This window comes from Rothia mucilaginosa (genome assembly GCF_964210535.1).
GTDB classification, from domain to species: domain Bacteria; phylum Actinomycetota; class Actinomycetes; order Actinomycetales; family Micrococcaceae; genus Rothia; species Rothia mucilaginosa_F.
This window is the reverse complement of sequence record NZ_CAXOMR010000020.1, coordinates 20,251-40,188: the sequence shown is the minus strand read 5'-3', so window position 1 is coordinate 40,188 and position 19,938 is coordinate 20,251. Positions and strand designations below refer to the sequence as shown.

18 protein-coding genes are annotated in these 19,938 nt (G+C 61.4%); 10 read left to right on the top strand and 8 right to left on the bottom strand.

The window, feature by feature from the left end:
• Positions 1-176: 176 nt before the first annotated feature.
• Complete coding sequence (locus AB8C10_RS07250) at positions 177-1,145, bottom strand: PHP domain-containing protein (RefSeq protein WP_368867337.1); 969 nt, start codon at positions 1,143-1,145, stop codon at positions 177-179.
• Positions 1,146-1,361: 216 nt separating this feature from the next.
• Here AB8C10_RS07250 and AB8C10_RS07245 point away from each other — a divergent pair, with 216 nt between their 5' ends.
• Positions 1,362-2,897: an aminopeptidase P family protein gene (locus AB8C10_RS07245; RefSeq protein WP_368867336.1), complete on the top strand. Its 1,536-nt coding sequence runs from the start codon at positions 1,362-1,364 to the stop codon at positions 2,895-2,897.
• A 176-nt stretch (positions 2,898-3,073) separates the two neighbouring features.
• On the opposite strand, the gene AB8C10_RS07240 is transcribed toward AB8C10_RS07245, so the two are convergent.
• Positions 3,074-4,081: a hypothetical protein gene (locus AB8C10_RS07240; RefSeq protein ID WP_368867335.1), complete on the bottom strand. Its 1,008-nt coding sequence runs from the start codon at positions 4,079-4,081 to the stop codon at positions 3,074-3,076.
• Between the two features lie 212 nt (positions 4,082-4,293).
• Here AB8C10_RS07240 and AB8C10_RS07235 point away from each other — a divergent pair, with 212 nt between their 5' ends.
• From AB8C10_RS07235 to AB8C10_RS07225, 3 genes are read left to right on the top strand one after another with little or no spacing between them, the layout of a single operon-like run.
• Positions 4,294-5,622, top strand: coding sequence for a magnesium transporter MgtE N-terminal domain-containing protein (locus tag AB8C10_RS07235; protein ID WP_294626946.1), 1,329 nt, complete (start codon positions 4,294-4,296; stop codon positions 5,620-5,622).
• A complete protein-coding gene (locus AB8C10_RS07230; RefSeq protein WP_368867334.1) occupies positions 5,615-6,541 on the top strand; it encodes a DUF1003 domain-containing protein in 927 nt (308 codons plus the stop codon). Before AB8C10_RS07235 ends, AB8C10_RS07230 begins: the two co-directional genes overlap by 8 nt.
• Positions 6,538-7,740 carry a P-loop NTPase gene (locus AB8C10_RS07225; RefSeq protein WP_368867333.1) on the top strand — a complete coding sequence of 401 codons (1,203 nt, stop codon included), beginning with the start codon at positions 6,538-6,540 and terminating at the stop codon, positions 7,738-7,740. Before AB8C10_RS07230 ends, AB8C10_RS07225 begins: the two co-directional genes overlap by 4 nt.
• A gap of 104 nt (positions 7,741-7,844) precedes the next feature.
• Here the strand turns inward: AB8C10_RS07225 and AB8C10_RS07220 are convergent, their stop codons facing one another.
• From AB8C10_RS07220 to dapE, 4 genes are all read right to left on the bottom strand, one after another.
• Positions 7,845-8,222, bottom strand: coding sequence for a twin-arginine translocase TatA/TatE family subunit (locus AB8C10_RS07220; protein ID WP_096741066.1), 378 nt, complete (start codon positions 8,220-8,222; stop codon positions 7,845-7,847).
• 391 nt (positions 8,223-8,613) lie between these two features.
• A complete protein-coding gene (locus tag AB8C10_RS07215) occupies positions 8,614-9,960 on the bottom strand; it encodes a hypothetical protein (RefSeq protein WP_368867332.1) in 1,347 nt (448 codons plus the stop codon).
• A gap of 5 nt (positions 9,961-9,965) precedes the next feature.
• Positions 9,966-10,367: a taurine ABC transporter substrate-binding protein gene (locus AB8C10_RS07210; protein ID WP_368867331.1), complete on the bottom strand. Its 402-nt coding sequence runs from the start codon at positions 10,365-10,367 to the stop codon at positions 9,966-9,968.
• A 107-nt stretch (positions 10,368-10,474) separates the two neighbouring features.
• Positions 10,475-11,653, bottom strand: coding sequence for a succinyl-diaminopimelate desuccinylase (gene dapE / locus AB8C10_RS07205; protein ID WP_070677406.1), 1,179 nt, complete (start codon positions 11,651-11,653; stop codon positions 10,475-10,477).
• Between the two features lie 101 nt (positions 11,654-11,754).
• Here dapE and dapD point away from each other — a divergent pair, with 101 nt between their 5' ends.
• The 6 genes from dapD to AB8C10_RS07175 all read left to right on the top strand — a co-directional run bounded on the left by dapD (position 11,755) and on the right by AB8C10_RS07175 (position 17,784).
• Positions 11,755-12,720: a 2,3,4,5-tetrahydropyridine-2,6-dicarboxylate N-succinyltransferase gene (gene dapD / locus AB8C10_RS07200; protein WP_070677403.1), complete on the top strand. Its 966-nt coding sequence runs from the start codon at positions 11,755-11,757 to the stop codon at positions 12,718-12,720.
• A gap of 425 nt (positions 12,721-13,145) precedes the next feature.
• Positions 13,146-14,159: a UDP-glucose 4-epimerase GalE gene (gene galE / locus AB8C10_RS07195; protein WP_049346894.1), complete on the top strand. Its 1,014-nt coding sequence runs from the start codon at positions 13,146-13,148 to the stop codon at positions 14,157-14,159.
• A 375-nt stretch (positions 14,160-14,534) separates the two neighbouring features.
• Positions 14,535-15,299: an amino acid ABC transporter ATP-binding protein gene (locus AB8C10_RS07190; RefSeq protein ID WP_049337287.1), complete on the top strand. Its 765-nt coding sequence runs from the start codon at positions 14,535-14,537 to the stop codon at positions 15,297-15,299.
• Between the two features lie 15 nt (positions 15,300-15,314).
• On the top strand, positions 15,315-16,145 hold the full coding sequence (locus AB8C10_RS07185) for a glutamate ABC transporter substrate-binding protein (protein ID WP_368867330.1): 831 nt from the start codon (positions 15,315-15,317) through the stop codon (positions 16,143-16,145).
• 20 nt (positions 16,146-16,165) lie between these two features.
• Positions 16,166-16,849 carry an amino acid ABC transporter permease gene (locus AB8C10_RS07180; RefSeq protein WP_049327621.1) on the top strand — a complete coding sequence of 228 codons (684 nt, stop codon included), beginning with the start codon at positions 16,166-16,168 and terminating at the stop codon, positions 16,847-16,849.
• Positions 16,846-17,784, top strand: a complete 939-nt coding sequence (locus AB8C10_RS07175) for an amino acid ABC transporter permease (RefSeq protein ID WP_368867329.1) — start codon at positions 16,846-16,848, stop codon at positions 17,782-17,784. The genes AB8C10_RS07180 and AB8C10_RS07175 overlap by 4 nt, the downstream gene beginning before the upstream one ends.
• Positions 17,785-17,906: 122 nt before the next feature.
• Here the strand turns inward: AB8C10_RS07175 and dapC are convergent, their stop codons facing one another.
• Positions 17,907-19,046, bottom strand: a complete 1,140-nt coding sequence (dapC, locus tag AB8C10_RS07170) for a succinyldiaminopimelate transaminase (RefSeq protein ID WP_368867338.1) — start codon at positions 19,044-19,046, stop codon at positions 17,907-17,909.
• 193 nt (positions 19,047-19,239) lie between these two features.
• Positions 19,240-19,560: a ferredoxin gene (gene fdxA, locus AB8C10_RS07165; protein WP_005505213.1), complete on the bottom strand. Its 321-nt coding sequence runs from the start codon at positions 19,558-19,560 to the stop codon at positions 19,240-19,242.
• Positions 19,561-19,938 lie beyond the last annotated feature (378 nt).

Here is a 19,938-nt window from a genome sequence, read left to right as displayed (position 1 = left end):
AGCTCCTTCATGAACAGAGGGACACAATCTTTGTGCACCCTCATGAGTAGAACGTTCTCAGCGTATCAAAAATCCTAACCTTCAGGTAGAGATTTAAGGAACATGCAATGAGGTGAAAATAAAAGAGTGTGGGGCGGATTCCCAATAAGGAACCCGCCCCGCACTCTTTCGTCTTACTACTGAGTTGCCAGTAGCTCGCGGATACGCGCCACCGTCGCCGCATCCGTCGTATTCTCACCCAACAGGTTTGGCTTACCCGCACCGTGATAATCACTCGAACCGGTCACCAGCACCTCACGGCCCGCCGCACGCTGAACCTCAATGAACTCCAGCAGACGCGCCCGGTCCTCCGGAGAGTTCTCACGGTGATACACCTCCACACCCGCCAGGCCAGCATCCACCATCAAACCCAGATACTCCAGGCTCAACGCAGGCCCACGCATCGTACTCATCGGATGCGCAATCACCGGCACGCCCCCAGCCTCACGCACCAGACGCACCGCCTCCAGCGGGTCCAGCGCATCCTGCGGCACATAGTAGGGGCTACCCGTGTAGAGCAGCTTCGCGAAAGCCTCAGAACGGTCAGCCACCACACCAGCAGCAACCAACGCGTCAGCAATATGGGGGCGACCCACCGCCGTGTTCCCCTCCCCAACCTGCGCCAACACGTCATCCCAGGTCAGCGGGTAGTCAGCGGCTAGACGCTGCACAATAGCCTGCGCACGGCCCTCACGGCTGGCACGAATCGCCTCCACACGGTGCGCCAACTCCGAACCCACCGGGTCAAAACCATAAGCGAGCAGGTGAATAGTCTTCGTGCGTGCACGGCCCTCACCATCGGTGTAACGGTAGCGGCAGGAGAACTCGGCACCCGGCAGAAAATCCAGACCGTGCTCATCCGCCAGCTGAGCCGCCTGCGCCCACCCGGCCGTCGTATCGTGATCAGTCAGCGCGAAACCCGCCAACCCGGCGCGAGCAATCAGCGGCACCAGCTCGGTCAGGCTCTGCGTGCCGTCAGAAATAGCGGAGTGAATATGCAGGTCGTAGCGCCCGGCAGGGTTCAGGTTTTCAGGCGTACCCGGTTCAGCGGGCTGCGGTGCCTGCTTCGTATGAGGTGCACTATTTCGGTGTTCTGTCTGCGTCATATTCTCTCCTTCCCCGCCCATGCTAGTTCGTCGCCACCTCAGCGGGGTTTTAAGGCATGTCATCTACTCTTCTGATTCAACCCTACCAATATCGGCGGCGCAATATCGGGCACCCGGTCGCAGGTCAAAGATATATTCTGACCCACCGCCCCTTCTCTTATGGTCAAAAGCGCTAAAACACCTGCCCACCAGTATTGAAGACGATATGATTAACCCATGACTGAGAACAACGAGAAGAGCACCGAAGCTCAGAAGACTGACCACCGCAGCACCCCCAAGGCGTCTGCATTCACCGAATTCATTGCCGCAAACTGGGCACCTGCCGAAGATGACGGCTACACCCGCGAGCCCGTAGCAGACTACGCCGCTGAGCGCCGCGCCAAGATCTCCAAGGCATTCCCCGGCGAGCGCCTCGTCCTGCCCGCAGGCCCGCTGAAGGTCCGCTCCAACGACTGCGACTACCGCTTCCGCCCCCACTCGGCGTTTGCGCACCAGACCGGTCTGGGCATCGACCACGAGCCCGACGCCGTGCTGATCTTCGAGCCCGTCGAAGAGGGTACCGGCGACAACGGCTCCAACCACGAAGTCACCCTGTACTTCCGCCCGCTGGCTGGCCGCGACACCGCAGAGTTCTACGCGGATGCACGCTACGGCGAGTTCTGGGTTGGCCCCCGCCCCACCCTGAAGGAATTCTCCGAGCGTTACGGTCTGCGTACCCGCGACCTGTCCGAGCTTGAGGTTGCTATCACCAAGAACGCCGGCAACCAGGGCCTGGGCGGCGTGAACATCCGCCTGGTCCGCAACGTTGACCCGGCTGTTGACGCGCTGGTTGACACCTCCCGTTACAACACCGGCGTGGAGCTGGAGCAGGCTGACAAGCTGGATTCCGAACTGGCTGTGGCGCTGTCTGAGGCTCGCCTGATTAAGGACGAGATTGAGGTTGAGAACCTGCAGCGTTCCGTTGACCTGACCGTCAAGGGCTTCGAAGAGGTCGTTCGCGAGCTGCCTAAGGCTGTTGCACACCACCGCGGTGAGCGCGTCGTTGAGACCGCGTTCTTCTCCGTGGCACGTACCGACGGTAACGACCTGGGCTACGACACCATCGCAGCGTGCGGTAACAACGCAACCATCCTGCACTGGATCCGTAACAACGGCACCGTCGATGACGGCAAGCTGCTGCTGCTGGACGCAGGCGTTGAGGACGACACCCTGTACACCGCAGACGTGACCCGTACCTTCCCCGTGAACGGTAAGTTCACCGAGGTTCAGGCGAAGGTCTACAACGCTGTGCTGGACGCAGCTGACGCCGCGTTCGAGGTCGCTAAGCCGGGCCGTAAGTTCCATGAGATTCACGACGCCGCGATGGAGGTTCTGGCTCACCGTCTGGAAGAGTGGGGCCTGCTGCCGGTTTCTGCCGAGGTTTCCCTCACCATTGAGGGCGGTCAGCACCGCCGCTGGATGCCGCACGGCACCAGCCACCACCTGGGCCTGGACGTGCACGACTGCGCGCAGGCGAAGGCTGAACTGTACATGTGGGCTGAGCTGGAGCCGGGCATGGTCTTCACCATTGAGCCGGCACTGTACTTCAAGGAAGAGGACATGTCCATTCCCGAGGAGTACCGCGGTATCGGTATCCGCCTGGAGGACGACGTGCTCTGCACCGAGGACGGCAACGTGAACATGTCCGCTGCACTGCCCCGCACCGTTGAGGGCATTGAGGAGTGGATGGCGAAGCTCTCCAAGGAGGCGTAACCATTCCCGCCGGACCGTACCGGCTAGTACGGTCTGACGATAATGCGTAGCGAAAGCCCCTCACCGATTCGTTCGGTGAGGGGCTTTCGCGTGTCTTCTATATGTTCTTCTATGCCTGTTTCCCGCCGTTATGGGCGGCTATCGCCGTTGCGGCTTAGGGTTATTTGTGTCAAGGGCTATTCGGAGTCCTTGGCGGGCTGGTTCTTATCGTGCAGGCCCTGCGGGCGCGGAGTCGGACGCTGCGGCTTGGGCTGAATCAGCTTCGCGTATTCTTCAGGGTCGTCCACGCGCAGACCGAAACGCTGAGCCGGACGCTTCTGCGGCTCCGACTTCTGGGCAGTGGTGTTCTGTTCGGTTGCCTGGTCGGTGTTTACCGGCTCCTGGCTAGCAGTCTGAGAAGTCTGAGCGGGCTGAACAGTCTGCGTAGGCTGGGTGGGCGCGGGCATGTTCTGCGCCGCGCTCTGAGCCACCGCATCCTGCGCGGAAGTATCACGCTCGGGCAGGTTCTGGTTCGGTGCCGGCTGGCTACCCGCCTGCGCACGGTACGAAGGAGCCTTCGGGGCGCCGGTCGGAACCGGCGCACCATTCATCGAGACGGTGCTCTGAGCGGCACGCGCCTGCGAAGCTTCCGGGGCTGCCGTCGCACGCGCAGCCGCAACCGCCGCCGAGAAGCGAGGGTGCGCGCCCAGCACACGGCGTGCCTCCTGAGCGTACTCCGGCAGAGCGTACATCACGGTACGCGAGGGAATCGCCTCGGTACGCATCGGGTATCGAACCCCGCGGCCACGGCGCAGAATGTACATCTGCCAGAGCACAAACATGGCAATCGACAGCGGCACGTACTTTAGAGCCACCGACATAAAAGAGTCACCGGTCAGAGTCAACAGTACCGAAAACACCAGACCCATTGACGCACCCTGAATCGCCGAGGAAATCAGGGCACGACCATAACCGGGCTGCACCGGGTACTCCACCTGGCGGATACCGTCATTGACCAGGTACAGTGCCGTGACCGGGTAATCCTGCTCGCTGAGCACGTCAAAGGCGGCGAGCGCATCATCGTGACGAACGAAGGAGGCGATCGCCTCGCCGGCGGGTAGGGGCTTGCCCTGAGCCTGCGCCAGGCGCGACGCCAAGTACGAAGAAGGCGGGGTCGAGGGAATATTCGGCAGGTTAGAAGTCATGGCTCCTATTCTACCGCCCGGCAAAAACCGTGAGGGGTGAGGCGGTCAGTGCTCTCACACGGCGTAGGGGCACGGTGTAGAACCCGGCGTAGGGGCGCGGCATAGAGCGAATGTCGAGGGCACGTACACGCAGCATCAGCGGGGCGTAAGAACACCTGTTCAATTCGGCCCCTCAAAGTGCGAATCCCCGCGGCGGGGCGTACCCTAGAGAGGTGAGCAATTCGAAGTTCAGCACCCCCAGCAAGATTTACATTGCCCGCCTTTTGGGCCTCGACGTTTTTGACCCTTTCGGTGACCGCCTCGGCCGTCTCCGAGACGTCGTCGTGCTCAAACGCGGCCTGGGCGCATCCATTGCAGGCGCCCGCCCCGCCAAGGGCAGCGAACCTATTGTTGTCGGCATCATCGTTGAGGTGCTCGGCAAGAAACGCGTGTTCATGCCCATGACCCGTGTGCGAAGTATCGACGCTTCACAGATTATTTCGACCGGCCTGGTGAACCTGCGCCGCTTCGAACAGCGCAACTCTGAGACCCTCATCGTCGGTGAGCTCTTTGACCGCCGTGTGCGTCTGCTCGACGGCAGCGGCGACGCCGTCATTGAGGACGTCGCCATTGAGCAGCGCCGCAACGGCGACTGGGGCGTGACCGAGCTGTTCGTCTCCCGCGTCAGCTCCGGCTCCAGCACGTGGCGCCGCCGCTCCAAGGAGACCCTCATCGTCGACTGGGACGAGGCGGTGCTCTCCACCGACGTGGAACCGCAGGCGGCAACCGCGTTCGTGGCTAACCACGAAAACTCCAAGCCCGCCGACCTTGCGGACGCCATCCACGAGATGAGCGATAAGCGCATGGTCGAAATCGCCGCCGAGCTGCAGGACGAGCGCCTCGCGGACGTTCTGCAGGAGCTGCCCGCAGAGGACCAGGTGCAGATTCTATCGCACCTGGACGATGAGCGTGCCGCGCAGGTCCTCGAAGAGATGGAACCGGACGACGCCGCCGACCTGCTCATCGAGCTCGACGACGCCCAGCGTGAAAAGCTCCTCGAACTCATGGAACCCGACGAAGCAGACGACGTGCGTCGACTGCTCGAATACGATGAGGGTACCGCCGGTTCGCTCATGAACCCGGTGCCGATTATCCTCTCCCCCGAGGCGACCGTCGCGGAGGCGCTCGCGCACATCCGCGCTGAAGAGATTCCTCCGGCGATGGCGGCTGCTGTCATGGTGACCCGCCCGCCCCTGGAAACCCCGACCGGCAAGTACTTGGGCCTGGTGCACATGCAGAAGCTACTGCGTGTGCCGCCGAGCGAGCCGATTGGTCACATCCTCGATACCGACACTGAGCCGGTCTCTGACCAGGCTAGTTTGGAAGAGCTGGCACGCGTGCTGGCAACCTACGACCTGACCATCGTTCCCATTGTGAACGAATCGCACCGCCTGGTAGGCGCAGTGACCATCGACGACGTGCTCGATGCGCTCCTGCCCGAAGACTGGCGCACTTACGATGATGGAACTCCCGTACGAAAGGTAGGACGACGCTTTGCCTGATTCGAACCGCCGCGACGCAAACCGTACCGAAGAGAACCCCCGCATCGATAAGGCGCGCATCCTCAAGGACCGCCTGGAGAAGAAGTACGCTGAACGCAACCGCGAGCGCGGCGACTCCCGCCCGCAGCGCGGCGACTCGCAGCTGAGCACCCCCGGCACCCGCAAGCCGAGGCTGTTCGCCAGCCCCAACCCGGACGCTTTTGGCCGTATGACCGAGGCGTTCGCACGCTACATGGGTACCCCGCAGTTTTTGATGTGGATGACCATTTTCTGTGGTGTGTGGCTTGCTTGGAACTCCCTGGCGCCGGAGGAGATGCAGTTCGACCCGCGCAGCCTGAACTTCACCCTGCTGACCCTCATGCTGTCCCTGCAGGCTTCTTACGCTGCTCCCCTGCTGCTGTTGGCGCAGAACCGTCAGGACGACCGCGACCGCGTGGTTGCGTCTGAGGACCGTAAGCGTGATCAGCAGAACCTGGAGGAAACCCAGTACCTGACCCGCGAGATCGCTTCGCTGCGTATTGCGCTGCGTGAGGTTGCGACCCGTGACTTCGTCCGTAGCGAGCTGCGTGACATTCTCGAGGAACTGCAGAACATTGCGCAGGAGCAGGAGCGTCACGCCGAGCAGCTGCAGGACATCAGTGAGGACATTGAGGACCTGGAGGAGGCTATCGACGATATCGATACCTCCGAGGGTGAGGAGAAGGACGCTGAGGAGCAGGGGTCCGAGGACCAGAACTCTGAGCAGAAGGAGTCTGCGGGCGCCGAGACCGGTGCCGAGAAGTCCTCTGACAAGGCTGAACGCTCTACGAATGACTCCGACCAGGATTCTCACCGCGGCGATTTGAGCCAGCCTCAGAGCCGCGAATCTCAGCAGGCACAGCAGCAGGCAGAGCGCGCCCGTGAGGGAGGCCGCCCGTGAGCGCTGATAACCCGCTACAGGACGCGCTCTACGCGGCGCTTGCCCGCGTCGAGGACCCCGAGCTGCGCCGCCCCATTACGGAGCTGGGCATGGTTGAGACGGCGCTCGTGCATCCTGAACTGGATGAGCGCGGCGAGCCGATTCCCGGCCGCCACTGGGCGCAGGTCACGGTTCTACTCACCATTGAGGGTTGCCCGCTGAAGAACACCATCGAGCAGCAGGTTCGTGACGCCGCCGCCACCGTTGAAGGTATTGAGCGCGTTCAGCTACAGGTGGGTGCGATGAACCCGCAGCAGCGTTCCGCCCTGCGTTCGATGCTCAAGCCGGAGCGTTCTAACCCGTTCACCGCCCCCGGTTCGCTGACCCGCGTGTTCGGTGTGGTGTCCGGTAAGGGCGGCGTGGGTAAGTCCTCCATGACCGCGAACCTTGCCGCCGCGTTCGCTTCACGCGGGCTTGCGGTGGGCATTATTGACGCGGATGTGCACGGCTTCTCCATCCCGGGTCTGCTGGGTATTACCGATGCCCCGACCCGCCTGGATGACCTGATTCTTCCGCCGACCGTGGATGTCCCCGCCCCCGCCCAGCGTTGGGGTGAGCAGAAGGTCAGCGGCGGCTTTATTCGCGTGATTTCTATCGGCATGTTCCTCAAGGGCAACGAGCCGGTGGCGTGGCGCGGCCCCATGCTGCACCGCGCCCTGGAGCAGTTCATCATGGACGTGCACTTCGGTGCCCTGGATGTGCTGCTGCTCGATTTGCCGCCCGGCACCGGCGATATTGCTATCTCCATGGCTCAGCTGCTGCCGAATGCGGAGCTGGTGCTCATTTCCACCCCACAGCACGCCGCGGTGGATGTGGCGGAGCGTGCCGGCACCCTGAGCCTGCAGACCGGTCAGAAGGTCGTGGGCGTGGTGGAGAACATGGCTGCCATGACCCTGCCGGACGGTACCGTGCTCGACATGTTCGGTTCTGGCGGCGGTCAGGTGCTCGCTGAGCGTCTTTCGGAGGCGCTCTCCTACCCGGTACCGCTGCTCGGTTCTGTCCCGCTGGATGTGAACCTGCGTACCGGCGGCGACGAGGGCATACCCGTCGTGTGGGGTCACCCGGATTCCCCCACCGCCGAGGAAATTCAGTCCATCGCCTCGCAGCTACTACACTCCGGTGAGTCGAGGGCCGGTCAGAGCCTGCCGCTCTTCGTTTAGAGCTTGAGAGCCTATAGGCTGAGCGTCTAGAAGCTGACGGTCAAAAGCTGAAAGTAGAAAGAACCCCGCACCATCACGGTGCGGGGTTCTTTCGTTTCAAAATCTTAGGTTGCGTCCACGTCGAAGGGGGCGTATGCGCCTCGCGGAAGAGCACGGCTCTCAGCCTTTTCCTTCTCCTTCAGTAGCGCCTCTTCACGTTCCCTCGCCTCACGCTCACGCTCAGCGTCATCCTCAGCGAATGCCTGCTTCACAATCACGCGCGGATCGTACTGGCGGGGGTCATACTGGCGCCAGTTAATATCTTCCAGACCCGTCTCGCCCAACGCTTCCTTGAAGTCGTCCTTCGCGTCGAACGCCATGCGGCGCACGGTCTTGACGAATTCACGGATCTGGCGGGCGTATTCGGGCATGCGTTCGGGACCGATCACCACGAACGTGATGATGGCCAAAATAATCAACTCGGTGCCACTAATACCAAACACAGAATATAGATTATCAGTTCCGAGCCAGCACCGCCGAACCCGCGGCGCTTTCTGGACGTGTCTTTAAGCTCTGGACAAGCAGAAGGCGTACGCTACCGCACCGCGGAGGGCCATTGCGCCCACGGCTAAGAACACCGCATCAGCGGTTTACGGCGGGTAATCTCCGCCGCCGGGTTAAAACGCTGCGGCTCCAACCGCAGGCACGCCCGCCTCCCGAACGCAAAAGACCGCCGGCAGCACACCGGCGGTCTCATGACACAATATTCGGTTTACGGCGGGTAATCTCCACCGCTGGGTTAAAACGCTGCGGCTCCAACCGCAGGCACGCCCGCCTCCCGAACGCAAAAGACCGCCGGCAGCGCACCGGCGGTCTCCTGACACGATATTCGGTTTACGGCGGGTAATCTCCACCGCCGGGGAGCTGCTTCCAATGCCACAGCCAGCCAACCCAGCCCCACTGCGCACACGCACCCGCCACCAACAGCGCCCAACGATACGCCCGCGAACGGCTCGCCGCCGCCACCACAATCACCAGCGGGAACAACGGCAACAACAGGCGGAACGTCGACGACTGCGGATTCAAAAACAGAATCAAATACGCAAAATAGCTCAAGCACCACAGGTTCAGCGGAGCCGCCAAAACCCTACGCGCCAGCGGGCTCAAACACAGAGCAATAAAACCCAAAATCAGCAGAGTCAGCAGCACCGGAGCCGCATACCCAAAGTACAGGTAACCCTGCGACAGCCACGGCTGAATCGGCGCCAAATGCGTACCGCGCCACGCCGTCTCCGTGGCGGTGTACGCATCCACACGCCCCGTAGCCCACCACGCAATCGCAGGCCACACCAGCGCACACGCACACACCACCAGGGCGCTCACCAGCTGCCCCAAATGACGCACAAACGCCGTGCCGATACCGGACTTGCGGCTCGAACGCACCCAGCACGCAAACCACCACAAGCCGGCAGCCGCGCCCAGGGGCACACCCACCGGACGGGACAGGCACGCCAACGCAGCCACAGGAACCAACAGACCGTAGCGTCCCTGAACCAGGCACAGCAGCGCACCGGCAAGGAACACCAGGTTCAGCGACTCCGCATACGGCACCTGAAGCACCGGTGCCACCGGCAAGAACGACACCAGCGCCACAGCCCACATGGACAGCGCAGAAGGCGACTCCTCACTCTTGAAACCGGTCGCCTTCAACGACGATTCAAACAGCAGGTAAATCACCCACGCCGCCGCAAAACCGGCAAGCAGAGCAACCGTCGCCGCCACCGGGTAGTACCCGATGCCCGTCGCATGGCTAATAGCACCGGAAAGCTGCGGAAAAATCGGGTAAAACGCCCACTGATTCTGCTGCACCACACCCGCCGCGTTCACCGGCAGCTCACTCGGGTAACCCTGTACCGCAATCTGCTCATACCAGCCGGCATCCCAGATGCTAATGAACGACAGATAGTCCAGGTGCTGACCCCAGGGGCTGCGCAGCTGCTGCTGGCCAACCACGGCAAACACGATGAAACCCCACACGCGGGACAGGCCGTAAATCAGCAGTACCGACAGCCACGCGGGCAGGGCACGCAGACGCTCCCCCACCCGGTGCAGACGCTCACCGGCGGCGGTGTACGCCCAGGTCAGCAGCTCGTCAAAGGACTCGCTCTGCTCCTTGCCGGAGGCGGGGATGGCGGCACCCTGCGCGGGAGAAGAGTTAGTATGTTCAGGTGAAACACTCACCGGCGTTAGCTCCCCTCAGCCGCCGAAGACGCGCCCTCAGCCTGCGGGTTCTTTCGCTTCTCCACAAAGTCATGCGCGCTCAAGGTGCTCTCAGCCTCGTCAGCCAGTGGAACCGCGCCGCGGCGAACCGGCTCAGCGGCAGCCACGTTAGCATCCGCAGATTCTGTGGTCGAAGCGGCAGCCTCCGCGGCGGGTGCGTTCTCAAGTGCCTTGTCATCTTCGGGAGCACCGACAAGAGGAGCGATAAAGCTCAAATCCTCCACGCGGTCAAAGGTGCCCAGGCCGTCACGGCCCACACCGCTAAAGAACGCGGCGCCGGGCACGGCACGCTCACCGCCGACCGACACAACGGCGAGCACCGCAATGCCCGAGATCAGCAGGGCAATCAGAATCAGAAGAAAGTTCATGTTGTTCTCACATCATTTAGGACCATCACGTCAGTGGCGGTCACCTAGATTCAACTAGTCAGGGGTAGCACCGGCAGAATCAGCACGGCGGCGAATCAGCGTTGCGGTTAGTCTTCGTCGCGGTCGCTGAGCAGCCAGGCACGCAAATCTGCGTGGCAGCGGGTCAGCTGGCTAAAGCTCACGTGTTCGTTATCGGTGTGAGCCAGCAGAGCGTCACCGGGGCCGAAGTTCACCGCGGGAATACCGATCTCGCTCAGGCGCGCCACGTCCGTCCAACCGTACTTCGGCTGAGGTTCCTGCCCCACAGCCTCAATCAGGGAAGCCGCCAGCGGGGTGTCCAGTCCGGGGCGTGCCGCCGGGGAAAGATCCACAAAGTCCAGCTCGTATCCGGCGAAGACCTCACGCACGTGGGCGACCGCCTCATCCAGGGTCTTATCCGGGGCAAACCGGTAGTTCACGTGCATTGCCGCCGCATCAGGAATCACGTTACCGGCAACGCCACCAGAAATCTGCACCGCATTCAGACCCTCACGATAGTCCAGGCCCTCCACCGCGATGGTCTTCGGCTCGTAGGAGGCGAGCGCCGCCAACGCCGGTGCCAGGGCGTGAATTGCGTTCTCGCCACGCCATGCACGCCCCGAGTGGGCGGCGAGGCCGCGGGTGCGCACGAAGAAACGCATGGTGCCGTTGCAGCCGCCCTCAATGGTGCCGTTGGTCGGTTCAAGTAGCACACCGAAGTCTGCGTCAGTGATGAGCTCGCCGTGGTTGCGGATCAGGCGCGCCAGCCCGGAGAGTTCGCTGGCGACTTCTTCGTTGTCGTAGAAGATGTAGGTCAGGTTGTAGTCGGTATCCTGCGCGGTCAGTTCGGCGGCGAGCTTCAGCTGAACCGCCACGCCGCCCTTCATATCCGTTGCGCCGCGACCGTACAGCACGCTGTGCCCGTCCTCTTCACGCACCGTGGACGGCACGGTACCCAGCGAGCCCTGAACGGTGGGCAGGGGCACGGTGTCCAGGTGACCGGCAAGAATAATGCGGGTGCGTTCCCCCTCAGCGCCGGGCAGCGGCGGGAATTCGGTGCGGGCGATAATGGCGTCCCCGTCACGGGTCAGCTGCAGGTGCGGGCAGAACGACAGCGCCGTGTGCACGGCGTCAGCAATTGGCTGCTCATTGCCGGAAACCGACTTGTAATCCAACAGGGCACGGGTCAGCTCGGGCATGGACACGTCCAGGTTCAGGGGCGGCTGCGGTACAGGGTGACGCTCAGAATTCTTGGGGGAAACGCTCATCCTTCCACCTTACAGGTTCGCCCGCGCCCACACCCACGCCCTCAACGCCGATATCGAGCATATGAGACGGTCTTGAAGGGGCTCTAACCCCCAAAACTATAATGGGAAGCATGTCTGAAAACACTCCCCGTTACGCCTCCGGCGTTGCACTGGTCAATGTTGTTGTCTCTGGCGAGCACGCCGGCACCGTCCTGGATGCATGGTTCCCCGCCCCCTCCCTCACCCAGACCCCCGACCTGTCCATCGCGGACGAGCTGGAGGACCTGGCCGTTGAGCACCCTGCGCGCAACGCCCGTACCGAGGTGCGTACCGCCTCCATCAACCTGGATGAGGCACCCGAAGACGCAGTCGACGCGTACCTGCGTCTGCACCTGCTCTCCCACACTCTGGTTCGCCCCAACGAGCTGAACCTGGACGGCCTGTTCGGCACCCTGGCGAATGTTGCGTGGACTAACCACGGCCCGGTGCTTGCCGCCGAATTCCAGAAGCTGGCGATTGGTCTGCGCAAGCTGGGCAACCTGAGCGTGAGCCACATTGATAAGTTCCCGCGCCTGGTGGATTACGTGGTTCCCGCCGGCGTGCGCATTGGCGACGGTGACCGTCTGCGCCTGGGTGCGCACCTGGCGTCCGGCACGACCGTGATGCACGAGGGCTTCGTGAACTTCAACGCCGGAACCCTGGGCACCTCCATGGTTGAGGGCCGTATTTCTCAGGGCGTTGTGGTGGGCGACGGCTCGGATGTGGGTGGCGGCGCCTCCACGATGGGTACCCTCTCCGGCGGCGGCACTCAGCGCGTGTCTATTGGTGAGCGTTCTCTGCTGGGTGCGGAGTCCGGTATCGGTATTGCCCTGGGTGATGACTGCGTGGTTGAGGCTGGCCTGTACGTGACCGCCGGTTCGCGCGTGAGTGTTCTGCTGCCCGGTCAGGAGGCGCGTGTGGTGAAGGCTGCGGAGCTGTCCGGCGTGTCGAATCTGCTGTTCCGCCGCAATTCGATCAGCGGCGCGATTGAGGTTCTGCCGCGTGCGAAGAACACCGTGGAGCTGAACGAGGCACTGCACCTGAACTAGTCTGCACCCGGACTAGCGCTGGTTGCCCTTGCGAACGTTGGGGGTCGGCCCGCGAACTTTAGGGATCGGCTTTAGGGGTCGGGATGTGTGAAGCATCCCGGCCCCTTTTTCTGCGCCCGGTGTTCCCTCGTCCGCCACTCTTACAGGCTGGGCGCGAATCCGCGGCAGCTACGATGACCGTTTTCAGGGCGGGATGCTCGGGCTTTCGCTAGGCTGGTAGTAACGGGTACAGCGCACCCGCCGCTGCAGACGAGTGGCGGCACACCTCAATAACGCCTCCCACGTGCTCACACCAGAGTGCACAAGCGCACAGTGTCCCGCAGTACTTACACCGCATGCACGGCTGTACCATTAGATACAGCTCAACAGCTTTTGTCCCCCATCCGGAGCACTTTTTCCGGATATATAAAGCCCGAAAGGACATCATGAAGGTACTCGTTACCGGCGGCGCCGGCTACATCGGCTCCCACACTGTACTTGAACTGCTCAAGGCAGGCCACGACGTCGTCGTCATGGATAACCTCGCGAACTCTTCCGAGGAGTCCCTCAAGCGCGTCGCTGAACTCGCTGGCCGCGCCCCCGAGTTCCACAAGGTTGACCTGCTCGACCTCGAAGGTATGAAGGCTCTCTTCAAGCAGGTTCGCCCCGACGCTGTGATTCACTTTGCGGGTCTGAAGGCTGTGGGCGAGTCCGCAGAGAAGCCGCTGTGGTACTACCAGACCAACGTGGCTGGCACCCTGAACCTGCTGTACGCAATGGATGAGGCTGACTGCCACTCCATCGTGTTCTCCTCCTCCGCTACCGTGTACGGTGAGCCCGAGTCCATGCCTCTGATTGAGAAGATGAACATGGATGCGCAGTCCTGCTACGGCCGCACCAAGGAGCACATTGAGGATATGCTGGTTGACCTGGCTGCTTCCGACTCCAAGTGGAACATTGCTCTGCTGCGTTACTTCAACCCCGTTGGTGCGCACGAGTCCGGCCGTATCGGTGAGGACCCGGCGGGCATCCCGAACAACCTGGTGCCCTTCATCGCGCAGGTTGCTGTGGGTCGCCGCGAGCACCTGAACGTCTTCGGTAACGACTACCCGACCGTTGACGGTACCGGCGTGCGCGACTACATCCACGTGGTTGACCTGGCTGACGGTCACCTGAAGGCGCTGAACTACATTACTGAGCACGGCGGCCTGCACACCTGGAACCTGGGTACCGGTAACGGCTACTCGGTTCTGCAGGTTCTGCACGCGTTCGAGGAGGCGTGCGGTAAGGAGCTGCCGTACAAGATTGTGGATCGTCGCCCCGGTGACGTTGCGGTCTCTTACGCTGATCCGTCCTCTGCTCTGGCGGATCTGGGTTGGAGCGCTAGCCGCGACATTAAGACCATGGTTCGCGACCACTGGAACTGGCAGAAGAACAACCCCAACGGTTACGAAGCCTAAGCTGTTTTAGCCCCTTGTGAGGGGTGTTGAAGAGTGCCCGATAGGTGTTATCTCACCTATCGGGCACTTTTTTGCGCTTTTTTCGAAATTTTTACCAAGTCGTGACTACCTCCCCAAAGGCGTTTGACACCTCGTGAGTGCGTAGAGAAAGGGAAGAATATATTCCCTAGTCAGAGCCTTTTGTGAAGATGGGGTGTTTTTTACCCATATTTTTACGTCAAAAATACTATAACTATGCATTCATGCTTAAAAATTCACATTGCTTACCCAGTAAAGTGAATATTTTGCAGACAGGAAACCGTCTGAGGCGTAAGCTGAAAACTCAGCATACAGACAACCCGCATCATAGACGCACCTCACGTGAAAGGGTTCAAAATGTCCGCACAGGCAGCTCCCGAAGCGCAGAAAAACCTCATCGAAATCGCCAACGTCAACAAGTACTACGGCACCAACCACGTTCTGAAGAACATCAATCTTTCCGTGGGAAAAGGTGAGGTCGTCGTCCTCCTCGGCCCCTCCGGTTCCGGCAAATCCACCCTCTGCCGAACCATCAACCGCCTCGAAACTATCACCAGCGGATCCATCACCATTGACGGACAAGAACTACCCGAAGAAGGCCGCGCACTCGCCAAGCTCCGCGCCGAAGTCGGCATGGTTTTCCAGTCCTACAACCTCTTCGCGCACAAGAACATCCTCGATAACGTAACCCTTGGGCCCCGCCGAATCCGCAAAATGTCCAAGTCAGAGGCAGAAGCAGAAGCCATGAACCTGCTCGCGAAGGTCGGTGTGGATTCCCAGGTGCACAAGATGCCCGCAGAGCTTTCCGGCGGTCAGCAGCAGCGCGTCGCCATCGCCCGTGCACTCGCCATGAAGCCCAAGGTCATGCTCTTCGACGAACCCACCAGCGCGCTCGACCCCGAAATGGTCAACGAGGTGCTCGACACCATGGTCTCCCTCGCGAGGGAAGGCATGACCATGATCGTGGTGACCCACGAGATGGGTTTTGCCCGCAAGGCGGCAGACCGCATCGTCTTCCTTGCCGACGGCGAGATCATCGAAGAGGCGCACCCGGACGAGTTCTTCACCAACCCGAAGAGCGAGCGCGCCAAGGACTTCCTGTCCAAGATCATCAACCACTAAAGCGGAGGGACCGACATGAAAAAATATTCACGTAGGCTCGCGGCACTCGCCGCAGCAGCATCCCTCGCTCTGACCGGCGTCCTCGCCGGATGCTCCAGCGCAGACAGCGACCACAAGATCCGCATCGGCATCAAAGTAGACCAGCCCGGCCTCGGTTACCAGGACGGCAACACCTACACCGGTTTCGACGTGGAGGTGGCACGCTACGTCGCCGGCAAGCTCGGATACTCCGAAGAGCAGATTGAGTTCGTAGAATCCCCCGCCGCTAACCGCGAAAACATGCTCAACACCGGCCAGGTAGACATGATTTTTGCGACCTACTCCATCTCTGAAAGCCGCAAGAAGACCGTGGACTTCGCCGGCCCCTACTACACGGCTGGTCAGGACCTGCTCGTGCGTGCCGATAACACCGATATTCACGGCCCGGACGACCTCAACGGCAAGAACCTCTGCTCCGTCACCGGCTCCACCAGCGCCCAGAAGGTGCAGGACAAGTTCGCCAAGAACGTGAACCTGGTCAAGCAGAACAGCTACTCCGACTGCGTGGTCGCCCTCAACGGCGGCGTGGTGGACGCCGTCACCACCGACGACATTACCCTCGCCGGTCTGGCAGCCACCAAAGCGAACAAGGGCAAGCTGAAAGTGGTCGGCTCCCCCTTCACGACCGAACGCTACGGCGTGGGTCTGCCCAAGGGCACCGACAAGTGCGAAGCCGTGAACAACGCCATCAACGAGATGGTTGCCGACGGTACCTGGGAGAAGCTCATCACCAAGTACACCGAAGGCACCGGCTACCACTACAACACCGAAACCAACCCGCCGTCCCCGAGCGCTTCCTGCGCCTAGGCCTCTAGAGAGGTTCACGAATGTCATTCTTTGACCAACTCGGCACCCTCCTGTCCAAGTACGATGTGGTTGGCGCCTTCATGACCAATATTCAGCTGACCTTCTGGGCGGCTCTTGGCTCGTTCGTTCTCGGTACTGTGCTGGCGCTCATGCGCATCAGCCCCGTCCCGTCCCTGCGCTGGGTGGGCACCGCCTATGTGCATACTGTCCGTAATACTCCGCTCACCATCATGATGACTTTCGCCATTTTGGGTGTGTGGACACAGTTCCAGCTCTCCTTCTCGCACGATTTCGACACGAACTTCTTCGTGTACGCGGTCATTGCCCTATCGATTTACCATTCGGCGTTTATCTGCGAGGCGATCCGTTCGGGTGTGAACACCGTGCCTAAGGGTCAGGCTGAGGCGGCACGCGCTATCGGTCTGGGTTTCTTCGACACCGCCCGCCTGGTGATTTTCCCTCAGGCTCTACGCGGTGCCATTACCCCGCTCGGCAATACTCTGATCGCGTTGACGAAGAACAGCACTGTCGCCTCGGTCGCGTCAGTGGCGGAGGCCTCCGGGCTGATGAAATCCATGATTGAGTTCGACGCGAACATGGTGCTCGCTATCTTCATCATGTTTGCGATGGGCTTTGTCATCATTGTTGTTCCCATTGGTGCGTTGACCACCTGGTCATCCCGTAAGCTGGCGGTGAAGCGATGAAAAACCCTTTTATCAGTAATGACACCCGCGCCGCTTCTTCGGTGCTTTTCGACGAGCCGGGTCCTATCGCGCAGCGTCGTATCCGCATCTTCAACATTGTTGCTGTAGTCCTTTTTGCACTATTTGCGGTGTATGTGCTGACCGTGATGGGTCAGAAGGGGCAGCTGGAGGCAGAAAAGTGGACTGACCTGTTCACCGCCCGCGCCTGGAGCTCCTACTACCTGCCGGGCCTCGCCTCGACCCTGTCGGCGGCAGCGGTTTCGGTGGTTACCTCGGTTGCGTTCGGTGTGGTCTTCGGTATTGCTCGACTCTCCCAGTACCGCGTTATCCGCTGGTTCGGCACCGTGGTGGTGGAGTTCTTCCGCGCCGTGCCGGTGCTGATCATGATGATCTTCTTCTGGCTGTTCTTGGGCAAGTACAGCGGCCTTCCGCCGGCTCAGCTGCCCTTCATCGCCGTGGTGGTTGGTCTGACCCTGTACAACGGCTCGGTGATTGCTGAGCTACTGCGTTCGGGCGTGAAGCAACTTCCTCGCGGTCAGGGCGAGGCGGGTCTTGCGATTGGTCTGACCCCGACCCAGACGCTGATTCGGATCCTGCTTCCGCAGGCGTTCACCGCGATGATGCCCTCGATGCTCAGCCAGTTCGTTGTGATTTTGAAGGACACCGCCCTCGGTTACATCATCTCCTACCCCGAGCTGCTCGCTTCGGCGCGCCGCATCGGCTCCGGTGACGGTAACGTGCTGCAGACCCTGCTTCTGGCGGCGGCACTCTTCGTGACGGTGAACTTCGTGCTGACGGCTGTAGCAACCGGCATTACGGACAGGCTGGCGTCGCGCACCTCCGCGAAGGTGACCCGAAACCTGATTCCGGACGCTCTGGATAACCCGAACCCGCCGACCGTTCAGATGTTCGTTCTGCCCGGCGACCGCAAGTAACCCTTCTCGTTCGGGCTCCTCAGCCAGCGATTATCAGCAGATACGGCAAAGCCCCCGCGTTTCCTCCCTAGTGGGAGGGCGCGGGGGCTTTCTGCCATGCAGGCTAGTTAGACCCGTCGGGACTACTTAGATGCAGATGCCTTCAGACGCTCAGCAGCCTTCGCCACCGCCTCATCGGAGGCGGTCAGGGCGATGCGCACGTAACCCTCGCCGTCCTCGCCGTAGAACACGCCGGGGCCAGCAATAATACCCAGCTCAGCCAGGCGACCAATCGAATCCCAGGTAGACTCGCCAAAAGTGGTCCACAGGTACAGGCCAGCCTCAGAATTCTCGATGCGGCCACCGGCGGCGGCAATCGCCTCCTGCAGTACCTCACGGCGGGCACGGTACAGGTCCTTCTGAGCCTCCACGTGTGCCTCATCAGCCAGCGCCACCATCATGGCAGCCTGCACGGGGGCGGGCACAATCATGCCGGCGTGCTTACGGCTATTAATCAGGTTCGGCATCAGCTCGGGGGCACCGGCGATGAACGCGGCGCGGTAACCGGCGAGGTTCGACTGCTTCGACAGCGAGTACACCGCAAACAGGCCGGTGAAGTCGCCATCGCACACGCGCGGATCCAGGATAGACGGCACCGGCTGACCGCCGCGCACCTCATCCCAAGCACCCCAACCGAGCTCCGCATAGCATTCGTCAGATGCCACCACGGCACCGATTTCACGCGCCTGCGCCACAATCTCACGCAGCTGCTCCACGGTACGCACCACACCGTTCGGGTTCGCCGGGGAGTTCACCCAAATCAGCTTCACGCGGCTGCGGGTGTCAGTGTCCAGCTCGTCGAGGCTGTCAGCGGGCACGGACTCGGCGCGGGCAAAGCGGGCACCCATATCGTAGGTGGGGTACGCAACGCGCGGGTACACGACCACATCGCCCGGGCCCAGACCCAGCAGGAACGGCAGCCACGCCACGAGCTCCTTCGAACCAACCGTGGGCATAATCGCGTCCGGGTTCAGGCCGGTCACGCTGCGGCGGCGCGCAAACCACTCGGCAATAGCCTCACGCAGGGCGGGGGTGCCGTGGGTGGTCGGGTAGCCGGGAGCGTCAGAGGCTGCCGCCAGCGCCTCGCGAATGTTCTGCGGGGTCGGGTCGACCGGGGTGCCGATGGACAGGTCCACCGCACCGTCCGGGTGGGCGGCTGCGGTTGCACGGTAGGGGGCGAGCGCCTCCCAGGGGTATTCGGGCAGGTTCAGGCCGTAAGTCATTGTGTCACCTGGTTGCTTGGGAATAGTTTTCGTCATTTTAGTCTAGCGTCCGTGCGCTGGCGTGCCTACAGCAAGAGCCTCCATTCCAGCGCCTAGACGGTGCGTGGGCACCGGGTGCTGTGATGGAGGCTCTTGGCACCCATTAGCGGGTGCGGTCAGTCTATGCGGTTGTAGCTATTATTCGCCGCAGCTACTACTCACCACGAGGGGGCAGTGCCGCGATGAAGGGCACGTCCTTGCCGGTGGGGCCGAGCTTTGCTGCGCCGCCCGGGGAGCCCAGGTCGTCGAAGAAGTCTGCGTTGGCGCTGACGTATTCGCTCCACTCTTCGGGGACGTCGTCTTCGTAGTAGATTGCTTCTACGGGGCAGACGGGCTCGCAGGCGCCGCAGTCCACGCACTCATCCGGGTGGATGTACAGGGTGCGTTCGCCTTCGTAGATGCAGTCGACGGGGCATTCTTCAACGCATGCGCGGTCTTTGACATCCACGCAGGGAAGCGCGATTACGTAGGTCATTGGTGTGCCTTTCTAGAAGCTGTTCGCCCCGTGCCCGCCGTTCTGCGGGTCGTCTGCTGCAGGGCAAAATCTACAGAGTAAACCGCCGAGTAGGTGGTACCCGGCGGGGAAGTCTGTGTATAGTCTATCGCGCACTGGCTGTTTAACAGTATTTTCGTGGTGTATCAGACAGTCGCCATTTGGGTTTATGGGGGTATTTTTTAGGCTAGGCTGACCTGGTGTTTTTTTGCGTTACGGCTAGTCGGTTGGCTTTTAAAAATAGATTAAGCCAAAAATGAAATCTTCGTCACATGAATTTTTTGATGAAGTCCACGCTTTTTCCCACGCATGAAATTCACCGAATAACGCATAAATTTTCTTCGCTATTTTCCTGCTTTC

Excerpts from the sequence above, each read along its gene's own strand:
- AB8C10_RS07245 (WP_368867336.1), top strand. The coding sequence starts at position 1,362 with ATGACTGAGAACAACGAGAAGAGCACCGAAGCTCAGAAGACTGACCAC.
- fdxA (WP_005505213.1), bottom strand. The coding sequence starts at position 19,560 with ATGACCTACGTAATCGCGCTTCCCTGCGTGGATGTCAAAGACCGCGCA.
- AB8C10_RS07190 (WP_049337287.1), top strand. The coding sequence starts at position 14,535 with ATGTCCGCACAGGCAGCTCCCGAAGCGCAGAAAAACCTCATCGAAATC.
- dapE (WP_070677406.1), bottom strand. The coding sequence starts at position 11,653 with ATGAGCGTTTCCCCCAAGAATTCTGAGCGTCACCCTGTACCGCAGCCG.
- galE (WP_049346894.1), top strand. The coding sequence starts at position 13,146 with ATGAAGGTACTCGTTACCGGCGGCGCCGGCTACATCGGCTCCCACACT.
- AB8C10_RS07180 (WP_049327621.1), top strand. The coding sequence starts at position 16,166 with ATGTCATTCTTTGACCAACTCGGCACCCTCCTGTCCAAGTACGATGTG.
- AB8C10_RS07250 (WP_368867337.1), bottom strand. The coding sequence starts at position 1,145 with ATGACGCAGACAGAACACCGAAATAGTGCACCTCATACGAAGCAGGCA.
- AB8C10_RS07185 (WP_368867330.1), top strand. The coding sequence starts at position 15,315 with ATGAAAAAATATTCACGTAGGCTCGCGGCACTCGCCGCAGCAGCATCC.
- dapD (WP_070677403.1), top strand. The coding sequence starts at position 11,755 with ATGGGAAGCATGTCTGAAAACACTCCCCGTTACGCCTCCGGCGTTGCA.
- AB8C10_RS07175 (WP_368867329.1), top strand. The coding sequence starts at position 16,846 with ATGAAAAACCCTTTTATCAGTAATGACACCCGCGCCGCTTCTTCGGTG.
- AB8C10_RS07240 (WP_368867335.1), bottom strand. The coding sequence starts at position 4,081 with ATGACTTCTAACCTGCCGAATATTCCCTCGACCCCGCCTTCTTCGTAC.
- AB8C10_RS07210 (WP_368867331.1), bottom strand. The coding sequence starts at position 10,367 with ATGAACTTTCTTCTGATTCTGATTGCCCTGCTGATCTCGGGCATTGCG.
- dapC (WP_368867338.1), bottom strand. The coding sequence starts at position 19,046 with ATGACTTACGGCCTGAACCTGCCCGAATACCCCTGGGAGGCGCTCGCC.